Source organism: Kitasatospora hibisci, assembly GCF_043950205.1.
Classification (GTDB): domain Bacteria; phylum Actinomycetota; class Actinomycetes; order Streptomycetales; family Streptomycetaceae; genus Kitasatospora; species Kitasatospora hibisci.
In genome coordinates this window covers 3,492,095-3,508,472 of the sequence record NZ_CP171642.1, presented here as the reverse complement: position 1 = coordinate 3,508,472, position 16,378 = coordinate 3,492,095, and the positions used below count along the sequence as shown (strand labels likewise).

The following is a 16,378-nucleotide window of genomic DNA, read 5'->3' as shown; positions in this document are numbered from 1 at the left end:
GGGTGTGGGCAGCCGGAAGGCCGCCGGTGGCGGAGACTGTACAGGTACACGGGGCGGGGCGTCGGCTTCCCGAAATCGGGTCGGCCGGTGCCCCGCCGGGCGTTGAGGAGGCTGGGTTACGTGGGCGAGTCCCCCGACAGGGTGCTGCGGGACGGCGAGCGGGCGCGGGAGCGGGGCCGGGAACGCCCGGCCGGTGTCCGGGAGGACGGCACGGGCGGTGCGGATGCCGCGGACGTGTCGGCCGGTGCCGCGGCCGAGGCGGTCGCGGACTCGGGGTCGGCCTCGGGGGCGGACATGGACGGCGCGCCCGCCGGGGCGTCCGCGGCCGGCGAGGAGCCGGCGGCCCCCGAGGGGCCCGCGTCGTCGGACGCGTCGTCGGAAGCCCCGTCGGGAACGGGCCGGGCGGGCTCCACCGTGCAGCTCCGCGTCCGGGATGTGGACACCCGGACCACCATGCTGCGGCTCCCGGTCGACAACGCGACCACCGCCCTGCGCCTGCCCCCCGAGCTCACCGAGCCCGCGCCCGGTGCCGGGGAAGCCACAGCTGACGGCGGTGCGGGCGGTGCCGATGACGTCCCGCCGGCGAAGGGGTCGGGGACGGCCGCGCCCGCCGGCCGCCCGTCCGGAGTCGACCCGCGTCTTGCCCTCCGGACGTCCGTCGTGGACCGGCCCGAGCGGCCCGGGACCGGGACGGCGTCCGAGGCGGCGCCTGACACGGAGTCGGAGCGCGGGGCGGAAGCCGCGCCCGATGCCGACCCCGAACCGTCGTCCGAGCGCAACTCCGAGCCGGCGTCCGACCGCGGGAAGAAGGGGGAGCGGGGCGCCGCGGCCGCCCATGCCCCGGCGCGGTCGGAGCAGGCCGAGAAACTGGAGAAGCCCAAGGCGTTCCGGGCCCCCGGTTCGGGCACCGTCCCGGAGCCGCCGACCCCGCGGCCGCTGCCCGAACCGGGCCCCGTCCCCGAGCCGGTGCCCGAGCCGCACCCGGAGCCGAAGCCTGTCCCCGAACCGGAGCCGACGCCCGGGCCGGAGCCGCTGCCGAAGCCCGAGCCGGCCCCGAAGCCCGGCCCCCGCCCGGCGCCGTCGCCACTGCCCACCCCCGATCCGCAGCCCGTGCCGCCGGTGCCGCCGCTGCCGAAGCCGGAACCGCTGCCCGCTCCCGAGCCGCTGCCGGTTCCGGAGACCACGGCCGAGGCGATGGAGGTGCTGGCCGCGCTCAACGCCCGCCCGGTCTCGCCGCTGCGCCGCGCGCTGAAGCGGATCACCATCTGGACCGTCTTCCTGGGTGTGGTGCTCGGCGCGGTGGTCGTCGCCCAGCTGCTCCGGCCGCTGCCGGACGCCAAGGTCAAGCTGACCGCCCCGGGCAGTTTCAGCTTCGGCGGCGACCCGCTCGACCTGGCCTGGCCGGCCAAGGGCCAGTCGGCCGCCGAGGTGGTCGGCGTCGGCAGCCTCGGCAGCTCCGGCACGGATGCGCCGGCCTCGATCGCCAGCGTCACCAAGGTGATGAACGCCTACCTGATCCTCCAGGCGCACCCGCTCAAGAAGGGCGAGAGCGGCCCGAAGATCACCGTCGACAAGCAGGCCGCCCAGGAGTCCGGCAACGTCGACGAGTCCCGGGTGCCCCTGGTCGAGGGGCAGCAGATCAGCCAGTACCAGGCGCTGGAACTGCTGATGCTGCCCTCGGCCAACAACGTGGCCCGGCTGCTGGCCCGCTGGGACTCCGGCTCGGAGGACGCGTTCGTCAAGAAGATGAACGACGCCGCCGCCAAGTTCGGGATGACCAACACCACCTACACCGACCCGGCCGGCTTCAGCCCGGACACCAAGAGCACCGCCAAGGACCAGCTGAAGCTGGCCGGCCAGGTGATGCAGGACGAGGTCTTCCGGCAGATCGTCTCCACCCCGGACACCAACTTCAACAACCAGAAGATCCCCAACACCAACACCCTGATCTCCCCGAAGAACGGCATCATCGGCGTCAAGACCGGCTCCAGCACCCCGGCCGGCGGCTGCCTGATGTGGGCCGCCTACAAGGAGATCGGCGGGGTGCGGCGGTTGATCCTCGGCGTCACCCTGGGCCAGCCGGCGACCAGCGCCGAGCCGAGCATCCTCAAGGTGGTCCAGAACGTCAGCGCCAAGCAGATCCAGGCGGCGCAGAACGGGCTGACCGGGCAGACGCTGGCCAAGCAGGGCGACGTGGTCGGGCAGGTCGACGACGGTCTGGGCGGCACCGTCCCGGTGGTCGCGGCCAAGGAGCTCACCACGGCCGGCTTCCCCGGCATCTCCGGCACTCTCAGCCTCGACCCGGCGAAGCTCGGCCACACGGCCAAGGCCGGCACCCAGGTGGGTGTGCTGCGGGTCGGCGCGGGCGACGGCAAGCTGGAGGTCCCGGTCGTCCTGCAGTCCGACCTGGCGCCGCCGTCCATCCTGTCGCGGCTGACCCGGCTGTTCTGAGCGCGGCCCGCCCGCCCGGGCGGCGTTCGACCGTTCCCGACGACGGAGGACGGAGTGGGAAGTCGGTCCGACTTCCCACTCCGTCGTTCTGCGGGACCACCGCGCGGCTCCGAGGCGCCGGCCGAGAGCCTAGAAGCGGGGGCCGCCCCAGACACCGGGCTCGGTCTGACTTCCCAGCCAGTGCGCGATCTGCGGCTCCTCGGCGACCACCCGCCCCATCGCGATCGCCAGTGTCAACCCGGCGAACAGCACGATCAGCCAGGAGAGGCTGGTGAAGACGACCCCGTACGAGCCGAACTGCTGCACGCTGCGCGTCATCGCCCGCGGCAGGTAGATCCGGGCCGCGAGGCCGAGGCCGATCACCGCCGCTCCGCAGAGCAGCGAGCCCGGCAGCAGCGGCAGCCAGCGCACCCGGCCGGCCAGCAACAGGTGCTGGGTCCACCACCACAGCAGGCACGCCTCGGCGAAGGTCAGCGGGATCCCCAACCACGCGCCCAGAGCGAAGCCGTCTCGCAGCGGGGCCTGGAACACCAGGACGACCAGCCAGACCAGCAGCAGGACCAGCCACCGCCAGGCCGCTATCCGGGTCCCGGACTTCGGCAGCTCCCAGCACCGCTCGCAGACCCGCTGCACCGCCCGGCTCAGCGCCGTCGCCGACAGCAGCGTGACCAGTGCACCGACCACGCCGAAGCCGGTCTCCTGCTCCTTGCCGGTATGCAGCAGCTGCTGCACGGACTCCCCGGCCTGGCCCTGCAGCCCGAGTTCGTGGCGGAGCGACTGCACCACCCCGTCCCGGATCGAGGACGGGGCGAAGACGGCCAGCACGAACAGCGCGGGCAGCGCGCTGAGGAAGGACTGGGCGGCCAACCGGGTGGCGCAGTCCAGCAGTCTCACGTGCAGCAGCTGACGGAGCGCCCGCCCGACCATCGGCACCTGTTCGGGCAGCACCCGCAGGAAGTCGGCCACCTCGGCCGACCGCTGCTTCAGCCGGGCCATCCGCCCGGGAGGTGGCTCGCTCACGGGCATCCTCCTGGGGCACGGCACGCGACGTCCGAGAGGCGGCCGGGCGACGGTCGACAGCAGGCGATCGGCCGGCGACGGGTCCGCAGGTGATCGGTCGGCCCGGTCGGCCGGAGGCGCCCGGTCGTCGTGCTCCATGGTCACCCCGCCCCCGGGCCGCCGCATCCGCTGCGGGGCGCCGTCCGTCCGTCCGGGCGCGGCGGCGGTCCGCTCGCAGACGGTCGTGGCCGGTCGTGGCCGGTTCTCGGCCGGTGATCAGCGGGTCGTCAGCGGGTTGTGCGGTCCAGCAGGGCGAGCGTCACGCCGCCCAGCTGAGTGACCCGGTCCGGCGTGCCGTAGCGCGAGCGGAGGGCGCGGGCCTGGTCGTCCGGCAGCGCCGCGAGCGGCTCGGGGGTGTCCCCCAGTACCAGGAGCCATATCCGCTGCCCCTGGCCCATGCACCGCTCCGGCTCCGGGCACTCGGTGGGGAAGAGGTCCTCGGCCTGCTCGGCGCTGCGCTCGACGAAGACCGGGTAGGGGCGGACGCCCGCCGGCAGGTAGTAGGAGACACCCGGCCCGAGCATGGCCCAGCTCTGGTCGCCGAGCGGGGCCGCCAGGCCGTCCCCGGGCCGGTAGCCGGCGGCGATCAGGACGGCCGCCGAGCGGTAGGGCTCCTTGGAGTGCGAGCCGGCCTGCCGCACCGAGGACTGCTTGGGCAGTGCCGCCGCGGTCGGGACGGCCAGGAGTCCGACCGCCAGCAGCAGCCCGGCGGCCCGGAGCTGCCGCGGCGTCCGGCTGCGCCGGGCGGCCGCCGCCACCGTCGTGTAGACCGCGCGCACCCCGCCGCCGGCCAGCGACGCCCATGCCGGCACCGTGAACAGCAGGTACCGGTCGAGGAAGTACGAGGTGCTGCCGCGCGACGCCAGCCAGACGACCAGCACCGGCAGGGTCGCGAGCAGGGCCAGCTGCAGCGCCGAGGGCCGGCGCCCGGGCAGGACGAGCGCGAGCAGGGCGAGCAGCAGGAAGACGTGGAAGACGTTGGCCGAACCGAACAGCGACGCTCCCACGCGCCACAGGGAGCGGAGACCGGGGGTCGTGATCCAGCCGAGCTGGCGCCCGGACTGCCAGCTGCCCAGCACCAGGACGGGCACCGCCGGCAGCGCCGCCACGGCCACGGCCAGCGGGTACTGCCAGAGCAGCCGCCGCTGCACCGCGCCGCGGGTCCGCCACAGGTGCAGCAGCACCACCGCCAGCTGTCCGGCGACCGTGCTGAACGAGATCACGTGGCCCGCGCCGGCCGCGGCCATCGCCGCGCAGTACGGTGCCCAGCGCTGCAGCCCCGGCCGCTCAAGCGCGCGCAGCAGGAACCAGGTCGCCGCAGCGACCGCGCAGGTCACCAGGGCGTACGAGCGGGCCTCCTGGGCGTACCGGGAGACCATCGGGACCACGGTGAACAGCAGTCCGCCGCTGATCGCCGCCACCCGGCCGCCGAACAGCCGCTCCGCGGTGAGCGCCACGAACGCCGCCGCGCCGGCCATGGCCAGCACCGAGGGCAGCCGCAGCGCGATCGTCGACTCGCCGAACAGCGCCGTCCAGCAGTGCATCAGCAGGTAGTACGCGCCGTTGCTGGCGTCGATGTGCTGCAGCAGCCGCAGCAGGTCGCCGAGCGAGCGGGAGGCCGCGCTCCAGGTCGCCACTTCGTCCCGCCAGAGCTCGGGCGTGCCGAGCCGGTACCCGCCGACGCAGAGCATGGCCAGCGCCGGCCACACCCAGACCTGCCCGAGCAGTCGGATCGCCGGGTGCGGGGCGGCGGCTGGTCGCATGCGGGAGGCCTTAGGGGTTCGTGCGGACGCGGTCTTCCCTGGCAGGCTACTGGACGTCTCCTGACGCCCTGTCGGGCACCTTCCCTTTGGCCCGAGCCGTCTTGACGGTCCACCGCCAGTGCGGGCCCGGCCCCGCGGAACCAGTCCGGGCCAGCCGCGCCCGCCGCCCGCCCTGCGGCGCCGTCGGCGAACTCCCGCAAACCTCGGCGCCCGTCGGACACCCGATCCGGTACTCTGTGGATCGCGAGCGTCCAGGCGGGCGCCCACCGCGCCCCCACGGGTGCGGCCGGCCCCGCCAACCCGGCGCTCACAGTCTTGTCGGCACCCGCCCGGCAGGCCCCGCCTCAGTAGCTCAGGGGATAGAGCACGGCTCTCCTAAAGCCGGTGTCGCAGGTTCGAATCCTGCCTGGGGCACAGCACCGCGGACGCGTGAGAGGCCCGGGGCGGAGGAATGAGGTCCCTCCGGCCCGGGCCTCGGTCGTTCCGCAGCCGGGCGCCCGCCCCGGGGTCCGGAATCAGGCCGGCCCGCGGCCGACCGGGCCGTCCGGGCGGTCGGGGGCCTCGTCGAAGGCCGTGTCGTGGGGCGCCGGGCGGGCCGACGAGACCACGATGCGCTGGACCCGGGGGCGGGTCCGCCAGTTGACCCGCCGGATGTCCCGGGCCAGCGCACCCGGCCGCCGGAGCTCGACGGCGACGGTGACCGCGCCCAGCACCACCCCGGCGGCCAGCCAGCCGCCCAGGACGTCGCTGGGCCAGTGCACACCCAGGGCGGTCCTGGTCCAGCCGATCGGGAGCACCGTCGACGCGGCGGCCGCGCAGGCGGCGATCCGCCCACCGCGCCGCAGCTGGGACCAGAAGAGCCCGACCAGCGCGGCGCAGGTGATCGCGGAGGCCATCGCGTGCCCGGACGGGTAGGCCGGGCCCCCGGCGTGCGAGACCGGGTCGGGGAAGGCGGGTCGCCGGCGGTCGAGGGAGAGCTTCAGCGCCCAGAGCACACCCCAGCCGATCAGGGTCTGCGCGACCGCCCAGACCGCCAGCACCCGCGCCCCGATCAGCCAGAGCCAGACGGCGGCGACGCCCAGCACGGTGCGCATGGTGATCGTGCCGCCGATGTCGGAGAGCGTCTGCACCGAGGCGGTCCAGGCCGTGCGGTCACGGGCGTAGGAGTGCAGGTGGTCGACCCAACCCTGGTCGAACCGGGCGAGCGGGCCCCAGCCGCTCTTGACCAGGCCGGCCAGGACGGCGAACAGCGCGGCGCAGCCGACCGCGAGTGCCGTCTGCCGGAGCAGATGGCGGCTACGCGGGGTGATGGAGCCCGAGCTGCTCGTCAGGTGCATGGCTGACACCTTCCCAGGGGCCCGCACCGATCGGCCCCCGTCGCGATAGCGATTCGGCATCTTTTGTGCGGAGGTCCTGCGAGCGCCGGGGTGTGAGCGCCGGCGGATCTCGGGCAGATCCCGGGCGGATCCCGGGTGGTTCGGGAACGTCGGTGGTCGGCCGGGGGTTCACCGAGTGCCGGCGCCGGGTACCGGCCGGTACCCGCTCCGAAGCGGTCGCTGCACGGGCACCTGGCGCACCCGGGCGGTCACCCTCCGTCCAGATCCGGGGTGAAAACCGGCAGGATACTGCATCGCTGGAAGAATCTGAGCGACTTGGGAATGTTGTCCGGAATCTGTTCGTTGGATCGTTACGTGTGAGCCCCGCGGGGCCCGCACTTCTTGCCCTCTCGGGCAGGCAGGCAGACCTCGGCAACACCCAGCAAAGGGAGCAAGCATGGCCACCCGTGCCGTCGTTCGCGACAGGGCCGACCGGACTCGCGCGGCCCGCCCGACCAACCTAGAGGCCGACCGTGACCTGGTCGGCATGTACCTCGACGAGATCGCCAGGACGCCCCTGCTCGATGCCGCCGAGGAGGTCGAGCTCTCGCTGCGGATCGAGGCCGGCGTGTACGCCCAGCACCTGCTGGACGAGGGCGAGCTGCCCAAGGGCGTCGATCGTGAGGAACTGGAGGCGATAGCCGACGACGCCGAACGCGCCAAGGACGTCTTCATCCGCTCCAACCTGCGCCTCGTCGTCGCCGTCGCCCGCCGCTACCCGCGCAGCGGTCTGCCGCTGCTCGACCTCATCCAGGAGGGCAACGCCGGCCTGGTGCGGGCGGTCGAGAAGTTCGACTACGCCAAGGGGTTCAAGTTCTCCACCTACGCGACGTGGTGGATCCGCCAGGCGATCACCCGGTCGATCGCCGACCAGTCGCGCACCATCCGGTTGCCCGTCCACCTGGTCGAGGAGCTGGGCCGGATCCGGAGGGTGCAGCGGGAGAAGTCCAAGGAGCTGGGCCGCGAGGCCGAGCCGGCCGAGATCGCGGCCGAGCTGGACACGACCGAGGAGCGCATCAAGGACGTGCTGGACTGGGCGCGCGACCCGGTCAGCCTCAACATGTCGGTCGACGACGAGGGCGAGACCCAGTTCGGCGACCTGGTCGAGGACACCGGGGCGACGTCCCCCGAGGACGCCGTGATGGTCATGCTCCGCCGCGAGGAGCTGGACGGCCTGATCGGGCGCCTGGACGACCGGACGGCCTCGATCATCCGCTCCCGGTACGGCATGGAGGACGGCCGCGAGCGGACCCTCACCGAGGTCGGCAAGCAGCACGGTCTGACCCGTGAGCGGATCCGCCAGATCGAGAAGCATGCGCTGGCCGAGCTGAAGAAGATCGCCGACCACGCGGGCTTCGAGGCGGCCTGAGGGTCCGCGGACCAGGTGAGGTCGGGCTGGTGAGGCCGGGCGGGTGAATCCCGGACCGCGAACCGGACGGCCCCGGGCCCCGGCGCACTCCGCGCCGGGGCCGCGCGCGTTCCCGCCCCGGGCCGGTGGGCGGCCGCCCACGCGGGTGGGTGCGAGCTTCTAGGCTGGGAGGACGCCGGGAGGAGGGCCGCTGCGGGCGCCGCGCGCAGGCGAGCGGCGTCGGAGGCGAAGGAGTGGACGACGTGCGAGAAGGAGACGGTCCGGTGGACGAACGGAAGCCCGGGCAGGACGGCACCGAGGAGAAGGCCGCCGGGCCGGCCGCGAAGGCCCGGCTGGTCTTCCGCGACCCGCTGGACCAGCAGTCCCGGGACGACACCGACTCCGGCTGGGGCGACCGCCCGGGCGGCGGAGAGAGCGGCGGCCGCGGCCTGGACTGGTACCTGAGCCAGCGCCCGCCGCACCACGGCGACTGACCGGCACCGGACGGCCGCCGGCAGCCCGCGTCGCGTGCCGAACCGCAGCACCCCGGCCGCGGCGGGCTCAGCGCTGCTGCGCGACCAGCGCGTCGCGGATCTCGGCGAGCAGGACGACCTCCTTCAGCTCGGTCTCCGTCTGCACCTCGGCGAGGGTCTTGCGCTTCGCGGTGAACCTGTTCATCGGCAGGATCAGGCAGAAGTAGACGACGGCGGCGGTGATCAGGAACTGCAGCGCCGCGCTCAGCACGGTGCCCCAGAGGATGAAGATGCCGGACGTGACCTCCCCGGTCGCGCTGACCGCGCAGGGGCCCTTGAGGCAGGACCGGTAGGAGTCCAGGTCCTTGGCCCCGAGCGCCCCGACGATCGGGTTGATGACGCCCTTCACGAAGGCGTTGACGATGTTGGTGAACGCCGCCCCGATGACGACGGCGACGGCGAGCTCGACGACGTTTCCACGCAGCAGGAATTCCTTGAAGCCCTTCATGCCGCGTGAACGACGACGTCCTCATTCGGTCACGGGTGATCTTCCACTGCGCCCGACGGGCAACCCGTTCGGTGGACGGACTGCGGGGAGAGTGCGCTGTCGGGCGGCGCCGGCAGGCCCGCCCGGGCCGGGCCGAACGCCAGCGCCGCGGCCACCGTCAGCAGGACCAGCGCCGGCGCCGCGGGCCGCTGCCACAGGGCCCGCCGCAGCCGGTGGAACCGGCCGCCCCCGCGCCGGATCGGCGCGAACGGCGGTACCTCGCGGCGGGGTGGGACGGTCGGCGCCGGGAGCGGCAGAGGGGAGCGGCGGGGGAGGCTCGCGGCCGTGGTCGTCATGGGGCACCGCCCGGGTGGGTCGCAGGGCGCCGGCCCGGGTCCGCCGGGCCGGCCTCTCGCGCACACTCTGGGCCGCCGGCCGGCGGTCGGGAAGTCTTGTCCCCGGGCTTGTGGAAAACCCGGAGCTGTGGACAACCCCGTACGCCCGTGAGGGTGGATGCCGGCCCGCCCGGGTGACACCGCGGGCCGGCGGAACGTCGCGCGGCCCCGGAACGCGGCAAGGCCCACCGGCCGCGCGGCTGCACGGGCCCGGCGGGCCTTGCGGGGAATGACGGGTGTCGGCCGGCCTTGCTCGGCGGCCGACGTGCCGGACGGCGGCCCTACTTGGCGGTCGCCGGAGCGGGGCTCGCCGCGGGGGCCGAGCCACCCGAGGACGACGACGGGGTCGACGACGAGGAGGTCGACGAGGCCGCGGCCGACGAGGAGCCTCCGCTCACCGAGGAGCTGGAGGAGGAGCGGCTGTCGGTCCGGTAGAAGCCGGAGCCCTTGAAGACCACACCCACGGCCGAGAAGACCTTGCGGAGCTTCCCCTGGCAGTCGGGGCACGTGGTCAGCGCCTCGTCGGTGAACTTCTGCACCGCCTCCAGGCCGTTGCCGCACTCGGTGCACTGGTACTGGTACGTGGGCACTTGCTTCCTCCTGGCACTCTCGCCTGATGAGTGCTAACGATGGTCAATGATGCGGCATTCCGCGGGATCAGTCCAGCGACTCCGGTGTGAGATGAGTCGGCGGCCGGGACGGCGCCGGCCGCCGCCTGGCGCCGCCGGCGTCCCGGGCCCGCGCCGCTCTCAGCCCTTGGCCGCACCCACCAGCTGCCGGCTGTTGCCCCGCTCGCCGCTGCTCGCGACCACCGGGCTCGCCGAGCCCGGTGCGATCAGCAGGTGCCGCAGCGCGATCAGCGCGGCCAGGCCCAGGCCGGCGCCGGCCAGCGGCACCAGGAACCCGGCCGACGGGCCGTGGCCGTCGATCAGCCGGCCGGCCACCGTGGAGCCGGCCGCCAGGCCCAGGCCGATGGCGCCGGTCAGCCAGGTGAAGGCCTCGGTCTTGGCGCCCTCCGCGACCAGCGTCTCGACGAGCGTGTAGCCGGTGATCAGGGTCGGCGCGATGGCCAGACCGCAGACCAGCCCGGCGACCGAGAGCGCGACCAGGTCGGGCATCGCCCAGAGCGTCGAGCAGCCGAGCACCAGCAGCGCGTAGCTGGCGAGCATCCGGTGCCGGGCGGCGCGGCGCCAGGCGACCATGCCGTACAGCACGCCGGCCAGCATCGAGCCGCCGGCGAAGATCCCGTAGACCGTCCCGTTGGCCCCGGGCTGGCCGACGGACTCGGTGAAGGCGGTCACCGAGACCTGCATCGCGCCGAAGACGGTGCCCACACCCAGGAAGGCGCCCGCCAGCAGCCGGACGCCGGGGGAGGAGAGCGCGGAGACCCGGCGGACGCCCGGCTGGTGCGGGTGCCGGGCCGGCGCGCTGGCGCGCTGGGCGGCGAAGGCGAGGCCGCCGACGACCGTCAGCGCGGCCTCGGCGATCAGGCCGGCGGAGGGGGTCACCGAGGTGGCGATGGCGCCGGCCAGCACCGGTCCGACCACGAAGGTGAACTCGTCCGTGACCGACTCGAAGGCGAACGCCGTGTTCAGCTTGGCCGGCGAGGCGCCCTCCGTGGAGAGCCTGGCGACCCAGCGGGCGCGGACCATCGCGCCGACCTGCGGCACGCTGGCGCCGGCCGGGGCGGCGGCGAGGAACAGGCTCCAGACCGGGGCGTGCCCCAGCGCCAGCGCGATCAGGGCGCCGACCGAGAAGGCGTGCACCACCACGCTCGGGATCAGGACGGCGGCCTGGCCGTAGCGGTCGGCGAGCCGGCCGGTCTGCGGGCCGACGAAGGCCTGGGCGACGGCCGAGACCGCCGCCACGCTGCCCGCCGTGCCGTAGGAGCCGTGGGTGTCCAGGACCAGCAGGACGATGCCCAGGCTGAGCATCGCGTACGGGAGCCGCGCGGCGAACGCGGGGGCGAGGAACGTCCAGGCCCCGGGCGTGCGCAGCAGCGCGCCGTAGCCGACGCGCTCCGGGGCGGCGGGGTTGGCCGGGGCGGCCGGGTCGGTGAGGGCGTCGTCGGCGACGCTGCCGTTGTCGACCGTTCGGCGAGCCGTCACGGCCGGTCCTTCCTGCTGCCTGGTAGCGCGGAAGGGGCATGGGGTGGCCCCGACGGCGCCGAGAGTCGTCCTCTCGCGCGTCGACCGGGGTAGATACCGGGCCGGCCGGCATGGGTGCCGAAGGCCGGGCCGCAGCCGCCGAGCGGTCGCGCCAACTCTGCATCAGGCAGATGCTGGGGGTGTAGCAACCAGTATACGTATACGCGCGTAGATGTCGCGCTGGCCTCGACAATACAGGTTACTGGCAAAATTGTCCTGCCAATTGAAGGTGAACCCCGGGTGAAGCCGGTCAGCCCAAGGCTCGGCCGGGCTTCGGGTCGCTCAGGCCCCGCGCCCGTGCAGCCAGCCGGCCAGCTTGCCGCCCTTGTCCACGGCCCGCAGCCGCCGCTCGGCCGCCTCGCCCACCTCGTCCGTGGTGACCACCAGCAGCTCGTCGCCGCCGCGCAGCACGGTCGCCTTGTCGGGCACGAAGCTGTTCCCCTCGCGAACGACCAGGGTCACCGCCGCGCCGGCCGGCAGCCGCAGCTCGCCGATCTCCACACCGGACATCTTCGAGGTCGGCGACAGCGCCACCGAGAGCAGGTGGCCGTGCAGCTTCTCCAGCGGGGCGGACTCGATGCCGAGGTCCTGGCCCATCGATCCCTCGCCGATCCGCAGCCACGTGGCCACCCAGGGCAGGGTCGGCCCCTGGAGCAGGGTGAAGACGACGACCAGGATGAAGACGATGTTGAAGACCTCCTGGGCCAGCGGCGCACCCGACACCATCGGGATGGTCGCCAGCACGATGGGCACCGCCCCGCGCAGGCCGGCCCAGCTGAGCAGCGCCTGCTCCCGCAAGGGAAGGCGGAACGGGGTCATGGTCAGCACCACCGAGAGCGGCCGGGCCAGGAAGACCAGCACGGTGCCGATCACCAGGGCGGGCACCACGGCCGAGCCCATCGTCTCGGGAGTGCAGAGCAGGCCGAGCAGGACGAACATGCCGATCTGCCCGATCCAGGCCAGTCCGTCGGCGAAGCCGCGTACGGCCGGTCCGTGCGGCAGCTTGGCGTTGCCCAGGATGACGGCGCTGATGTAGACGGCGAGGAAGCCCGAGCCGTGCAGCAGCGCGCCGCCGGCGTAGGCGAGCACGGTGAGCGCCAGGACGGCGATCGGGTAGAGACCGGAGGACGGCAGTGCCACGTGCTTGACGCCGAACGCGCCGATCTTGCCGACCGCGAGGCCGACCGCGGCGCCGATCGCCAGCTCGGCGGCGATCGTGCCGAGCAGCACGTACCAGCTCTCCGTCTCGCCGGTGGTGGCGAAGGCCACGACCAGGATGACCACGGGCGCGTCGTTGAAGCCGGACTCCGCCTCCAGCAGGCCGGTCAGCCGGTGCGGCAGTGGCACCATCCGCAGGACGGAGAAGACGGCGGCGGCGTCGGTCGAGGAGACGATCGCGCCGAGCAGCAGTGAGGTGCGCCAGTCCAGTCCGACCAGCCAGTGCGCTCCGGCCGCCGTCACGAAGACGCTGATGCCGACGCCGGCCGTGGCGAGCACGGTGGCGGCCGGCATCACCGGTCTCACCTCGCTCCAGCTGGTCTTGAGGCCGCCCTCGGCGAGGATCACGACCAGGGCGGCGTAGCCGATCACCTGGGTCAGTGCGGCGTCGTTGAAGGAGACGCCGACGCCGTTCTGTCCGAGCGCGACGCCGAGGCCGAGGTAGATCAGCAGGCTGGGCAGACCCGACCGGGTCGATATGCGCACGGCGACCACCGCGACCAGCAGGATCACGGAGAACTCAAGGAGCAGCTGGTTCAGGTGGTCGACATTCACGCAGGGGCACCTCGGGCGAGCTGTGGGCGGGCGGGGTGTCTGCCGGCGGCGGGGCCGGGGAGCCGACCGGAAGGGTCGCGGCGGTCGGCACGGCCGATTGCTCCCCTTGCGGATCGTTACTCAGTCTAACATTTTGCCATATCTTTAGCTTCTCCTGTTCCGCGAGGCCGCCGACTCCGCGTGCCTGACCTCGTCCGATCCCACCGTGAGCGTCCCCCGTGCACGCCCGCCAGCCGAGTCGGCCTAATGTGGTGCCCTGTCACGGCCGTGTGCCCTGGACATGCCCGCCCGCCCCCCAGTCGAGGACCGCAAGGACCCAGATGCCCCGCTCGAAGAAGTTCCGGCGCGCCCGTCTGATCGTGATCGTGCTGGTCGTGCTGCTGGTGGCCGGCGCCGGCTACGGCGGCTACCGGGGGGTGGCCGCGGTCCGCGCGTCCTTCCCGGAGGTCGACGGCAGCGTCAAGGTGGCGGGCCTGAGCGCCCCGGTCGACGTCAAGCGGGACGCCAACGGCATCCCCCAGCTCTACGCCGACACCTCCGAGGACCTCTTCCGCGCCCAGGGCTACGTCCAGGCGCAGGACCGGTTCTGGGAGATGGACGTCCGGCGGCACATCACCGCCGGCCGGCTCTCCGAGATGTTCGGCGACAGCCAGGTAGAGACCGACACCTTCATCCGCACCATGGGCTGGCGCCAGGTGGCGCAGAAGGAGTTCGACACCCAGCTCTCCCCGGAGACCAAGAAGTACCTGCAGGCCTACGCCGACGGCGTCAACGCCTGGCTCGGCGAGCACCCCGGCGGGGCGGGCGCCTCGCTGGAGTACGCGCTGCTGGGTGTCGTCAACGGCGACTACAAGCCCGAGCGGTGGACGCCGGTCGACTCGGTGGCCTGGCTGAAGGCGATGGCCTGGAACCTCTCCGGGAACCTCCAGGAGGAGATCGACCGCTCGCTGCTCGCCCAGGACTACAGCCCGGAGAAGATCGCCGAGCTGTACCCGGAGTACCCGTACGCGCGCAACGGCACGATCGTGAAGACCGGCACCGTCAGCGGCGACGCCTACCGCCCGGCCGACGGCCCCGCCCCGGCCGGCGCCGCCACGCAGGGCGCCACCACTCAGGGCGCGGCCGCCACCAAGGCGATGCTGAAGGACGTCACCGACCGGATCGACGCCATGCCGCAGCTGCTCGGCCGCCAGGGCCAGGGCATCGGCTCCAACTCCTGGGTCGTCTCCGGCTCCCACACCACGACCAACAAGCCGCTGCTGGCCAACGACCCGCACCTCGGCCCCGGCCTGCCCTCGGTCTGGTACCAGATGGGCCTGCACTGCCGGACCGTCTCGGCCACCTGCGGCTTCGACGTCTCGGGCTTCACCTTCGCCGGCATGCCGGGCGTGGTGATCGGCCACAACAAGGACATCGCCTGGGGCTTCACCAACCTCGGCGCCGACGTCACCGACCTTCTCCTGGAGAAGGTCACCGGCCCGGACACCTACCTGCTGGACGGCAAGGAGACCAAGTTCGAGCTGCGCAAGGAGACCATCAAGGTCGCCGGCGGCGAGGACCGCACCATCACCGTCCGCACCACCAAGGCCGGTCCGAACGGCGTCGGCGCCCCGCTGATCTCCGACCAGAGCACCGAGCAGCAGAACGTCGGCAAGTACGCGCCCAACGGCACCTCCGCCCCGGACCGCGGCACCAGCGGGTACGGCGTCGCCCTCCAGTGGACGGCGCTCATCCCGGGCAAGACCATGGACGCCGTCTTCGAACTGGACAGGGCGAAGGGCTGGGAGGACTTCCGCGCCGCGGCCAAGGACTTCACCGTCCCCGCGCAGAACCTGATCTACGCCGACGCCAAGAACATCGGCTACCAGGCCCCCGGCCTCGTCCCGGTCCGCGCCAAGGGCGACGGCACCTACCCGGCGGCCGGCTGGGACTCCGCCTCCGAGTGGAAGGGCTTCGTCCCCTTCACGGCCATGCCGTACAGCTTCAACCCGCCGTCCGGATACATCGTCACCGCCAACCAGGCCGTGGTGGACCCGTCCTACAAGTACCTGCTGACCAGGGACTGGGAGTACGGCACCCGGGCGAAGGAGATCTCCGACCAGATCGACGCCAAGCTCAAGAACAACGGCAGGATCTCGCCGGACGACATGCAGGAGATGCAGCTCGACAACACCAGCATCCTCGCCAAGACGCTGGTCCCGCTGCTGCTCAAGGTCCAGATCGACGACCCGTACGTGCGCGAGGCGCAGGACCTGCTGAAGGACTGGAACTACCACCAGGACGCCGACTCGGCCGCCGCCGCCTTCTACAACGGCGTCTGGCGCCAGCTGCTCAGCCTCTCCTTCGGCCAGAAGTTCCCGGCCGACCTGCGGGCCAAGGACAACTGCCTGCTGGTCCGCCAGCAGGCCGACCCGACCAAGCCGGACAGCAGCACCCAGATCGTCACCGAGTGCGGCACCCGCGACCCGGGCAAGGCCCAGCCGGACGGCGGCGACCGCTGGACCGAGGTGGTGCGCCAGCAGCTGGAGAAGCCCGCCAGCAGCTGGTGGACGTACATCGACTCGCAGCACAAGGAACAGAAGGGCCTCGACAACCTGCTCGCCGAGGCGATGAAGAACGCCCGCCAGGACCTCACCTCGCTGCTCAGCAAGGACGTCTCCACCTGGAGCTGGGGCCGCCTGCACAAGCTGACCCTGCGCGAGCGGACCATGGGCACGGACGACTCCTCGATCGCCTCCGGCGCGGTCCACAAGCTGCTCAACCGCGGCCCGTACCGCCTCTCCGGCGGCTCGGCCGCAGTGGACGCGGCGGGCTGGAACGCGGCCGCCGGCTACGAGGTGGACTGGATCCCGTCGATGCGGATGGTGGTCGACATGAGCGACCTCGACGCCTCCCGCTGGGTCAACGTCGGCGGCGCCTCCGGGCACGCCTTCCACCCCAACTACAACGACCAGACCGACCTCTGGCTCAAGGGCAAGCTGCTGACCTGGGCCTACTCGCCGGACGCGGTCGAGAAGGCGGCCAAGAACAAGCTGATCCTGACCGCCGGCTGACGCCCCGCCGGAACCGGCACCCGCCGGACCGGCCCACGGCCCCGCCCCCGCAG

The 16,378-nt window shown here is 73.2% G+C and carries 12 protein-coding genes and 1 tRNA gene; 5 read left to right on the top strand and 8 right to left on the bottom strand.

What is annotated here, in order from left to right; translation table 11 throughout:
- The first annotated feature begins 120 nt into the window (after positions 1-120).
- The gene (locus ACF9IK_RS14890) at positions 121-2,451 is read left to right on the top strand and encodes a D-alanyl-D-alanine carboxypeptidase (RefSeq protein WP_395294690.1); all 2,331 of its coding nucleotides are present in this window, start codon (positions 121-123) and stop codon (positions 2,449-2,451) included.
- 129 nt (positions 2,452-2,580) lie between these two features.
- Here ACF9IK_RS14890 and ACF9IK_RS14885 read toward each other — a convergent pair whose 3' ends face one another.
- Both ACF9IK_RS14885 and ACF9IK_RS14880 read right to left on the bottom strand, forming a co-directional pair.
- On the bottom strand, positions 2,581-3,477 hold the full coding sequence (locus ACF9IK_RS14885; RefSeq protein WP_395294689.1) for a YhjD/YihY/BrkB family envelope integrity protein: 897 nt from the start codon (positions 3,475-3,477) through the stop codon (positions 2,581-2,583).
- A gap of 260 nt (positions 3,478-3,737) precedes the next feature.
- Positions 3,738-5,273, bottom strand: coding sequence for a glycosyltransferase family 39 protein (locus tag ACF9IK_RS14880; protein ID WP_395294688.1), 1,536 nt, complete (start codon positions 5,271-5,273; stop codon positions 3,738-3,740).
- Between the two features lie 341 nt (positions 5,274-5,614).
- Here ACF9IK_RS14880 and ACF9IK_RS14875 point away from each other — a divergent pair.
- A tRNA-Arg gene (locus tag ACF9IK_RS14875) sits at positions 5,615-5,687 on the top strand.
- Between the two features lie 101 nt (positions 5,688-5,788).
- Here ACF9IK_RS14875 and ACF9IK_RS14870 read toward each other — a convergent pair.
- A complete protein-coding gene (locus ACF9IK_RS14870) occupies positions 5,789-6,610 on the bottom strand; it encodes a phosphatase PAP2 family protein (protein ID WP_395294687.1) in 822 nt (273 codons plus the stop codon).
- A 436-nt stretch (positions 6,611-7,046) separates the two neighbouring features.
- On the opposite strand from ACF9IK_RS14870, the gene ACF9IK_RS14865 reads away from it, so the two are divergent.
- Together ACF9IK_RS14865 and ACF9IK_RS14860 are read left to right on the top strand one after the other, a co-directional pair.
- Positions 7,047-8,018 (top strand): sigma-70 family RNA polymerase sigma factor, encoded by a 972-nt coding sequence (locus ACF9IK_RS14865; protein ID WP_395294686.1) that lies wholly within the window; start codon positions 7,047-7,049, stop codon positions 8,016-8,018.
- A gap of 263 nt (positions 8,019-8,281) precedes the next feature.
- Positions 8,282-8,491, top strand: coding sequence for a hypothetical protein (locus ACF9IK_RS14860; protein ID WP_395294685.1), 210 nt, complete (start codon positions 8,282-8,284; stop codon positions 8,489-8,491).
- A gap of 67 nt (positions 8,492-8,558) precedes the next feature.
- Here the strand turns inward: ACF9IK_RS14860 and mscL are convergent, their stop codons facing one another.
- The 5 genes from mscL to ACF9IK_RS14835 all read right to left on the bottom strand — a co-directional run bounded on the left by mscL (position 8,559) and on the right by ACF9IK_RS14835 (position 13,272).
- The gene (mscL, locus tag ACF9IK_RS14855; protein ID WP_395294684.1) at positions 8,559-8,978 is read right to left on the bottom strand and encodes a large conductance mechanosensitive channel protein MscL; all 420 of its coding nucleotides are present in this window, start codon (positions 8,976-8,978) and stop codon (positions 8,559-8,561) included.
- 29 nt (positions 8,979-9,007) lie between these two features.
- Complete coding sequence (locus ACF9IK_RS14850) at positions 9,008-9,313, bottom strand: hypothetical protein (protein ID WP_395294683.1); 306 nt, start codon at positions 9,311-9,313, stop codon at positions 9,008-9,010.
- A 320-nt stretch (positions 9,314-9,633) separates the two neighbouring features.
- Positions 9,634-9,942, bottom strand: a complete 309-nt coding sequence (locus tag ACF9IK_RS14845; protein ID WP_395294682.1) for an FmdB family zinc ribbon protein — start codon at positions 9,940-9,942, stop codon at positions 9,634-9,636.
- Positions 9,943-10,101: 159 nt separating this feature from the next.
- A complete protein-coding gene (locus ACF9IK_RS14840; RefSeq protein ID WP_395298580.1) occupies positions 10,102-11,352 on the bottom strand; it encodes an MFS transporter in 1,251 nt (416 codons plus the stop codon).
- 429 nt (positions 11,353-11,781) lie between these two features.
- Entirely contained in the window at positions 11,782-13,272 is a 1,491-nt protein-coding gene (locus ACF9IK_RS14835; RefSeq protein WP_395294681.1) for a potassium/proton antiporter, read from the bottom strand.
- A gap of 320 nt (positions 13,273-13,592) precedes the next feature.
- Between ACF9IK_RS14835 and ACF9IK_RS14830 the strand changes: the two genes are divergently transcribed.
- Positions 13,593-16,325 carry a penicillin acylase family protein gene (locus ACF9IK_RS14830; protein WP_395294680.1) on the top strand — a complete coding sequence of 911 codons (2,733 nt, stop codon included), beginning with the start codon at positions 13,593-13,595 and terminating at the stop codon, positions 16,323-16,325.
- Positions 16,326-16,378 lie beyond the last annotated feature (53 nt).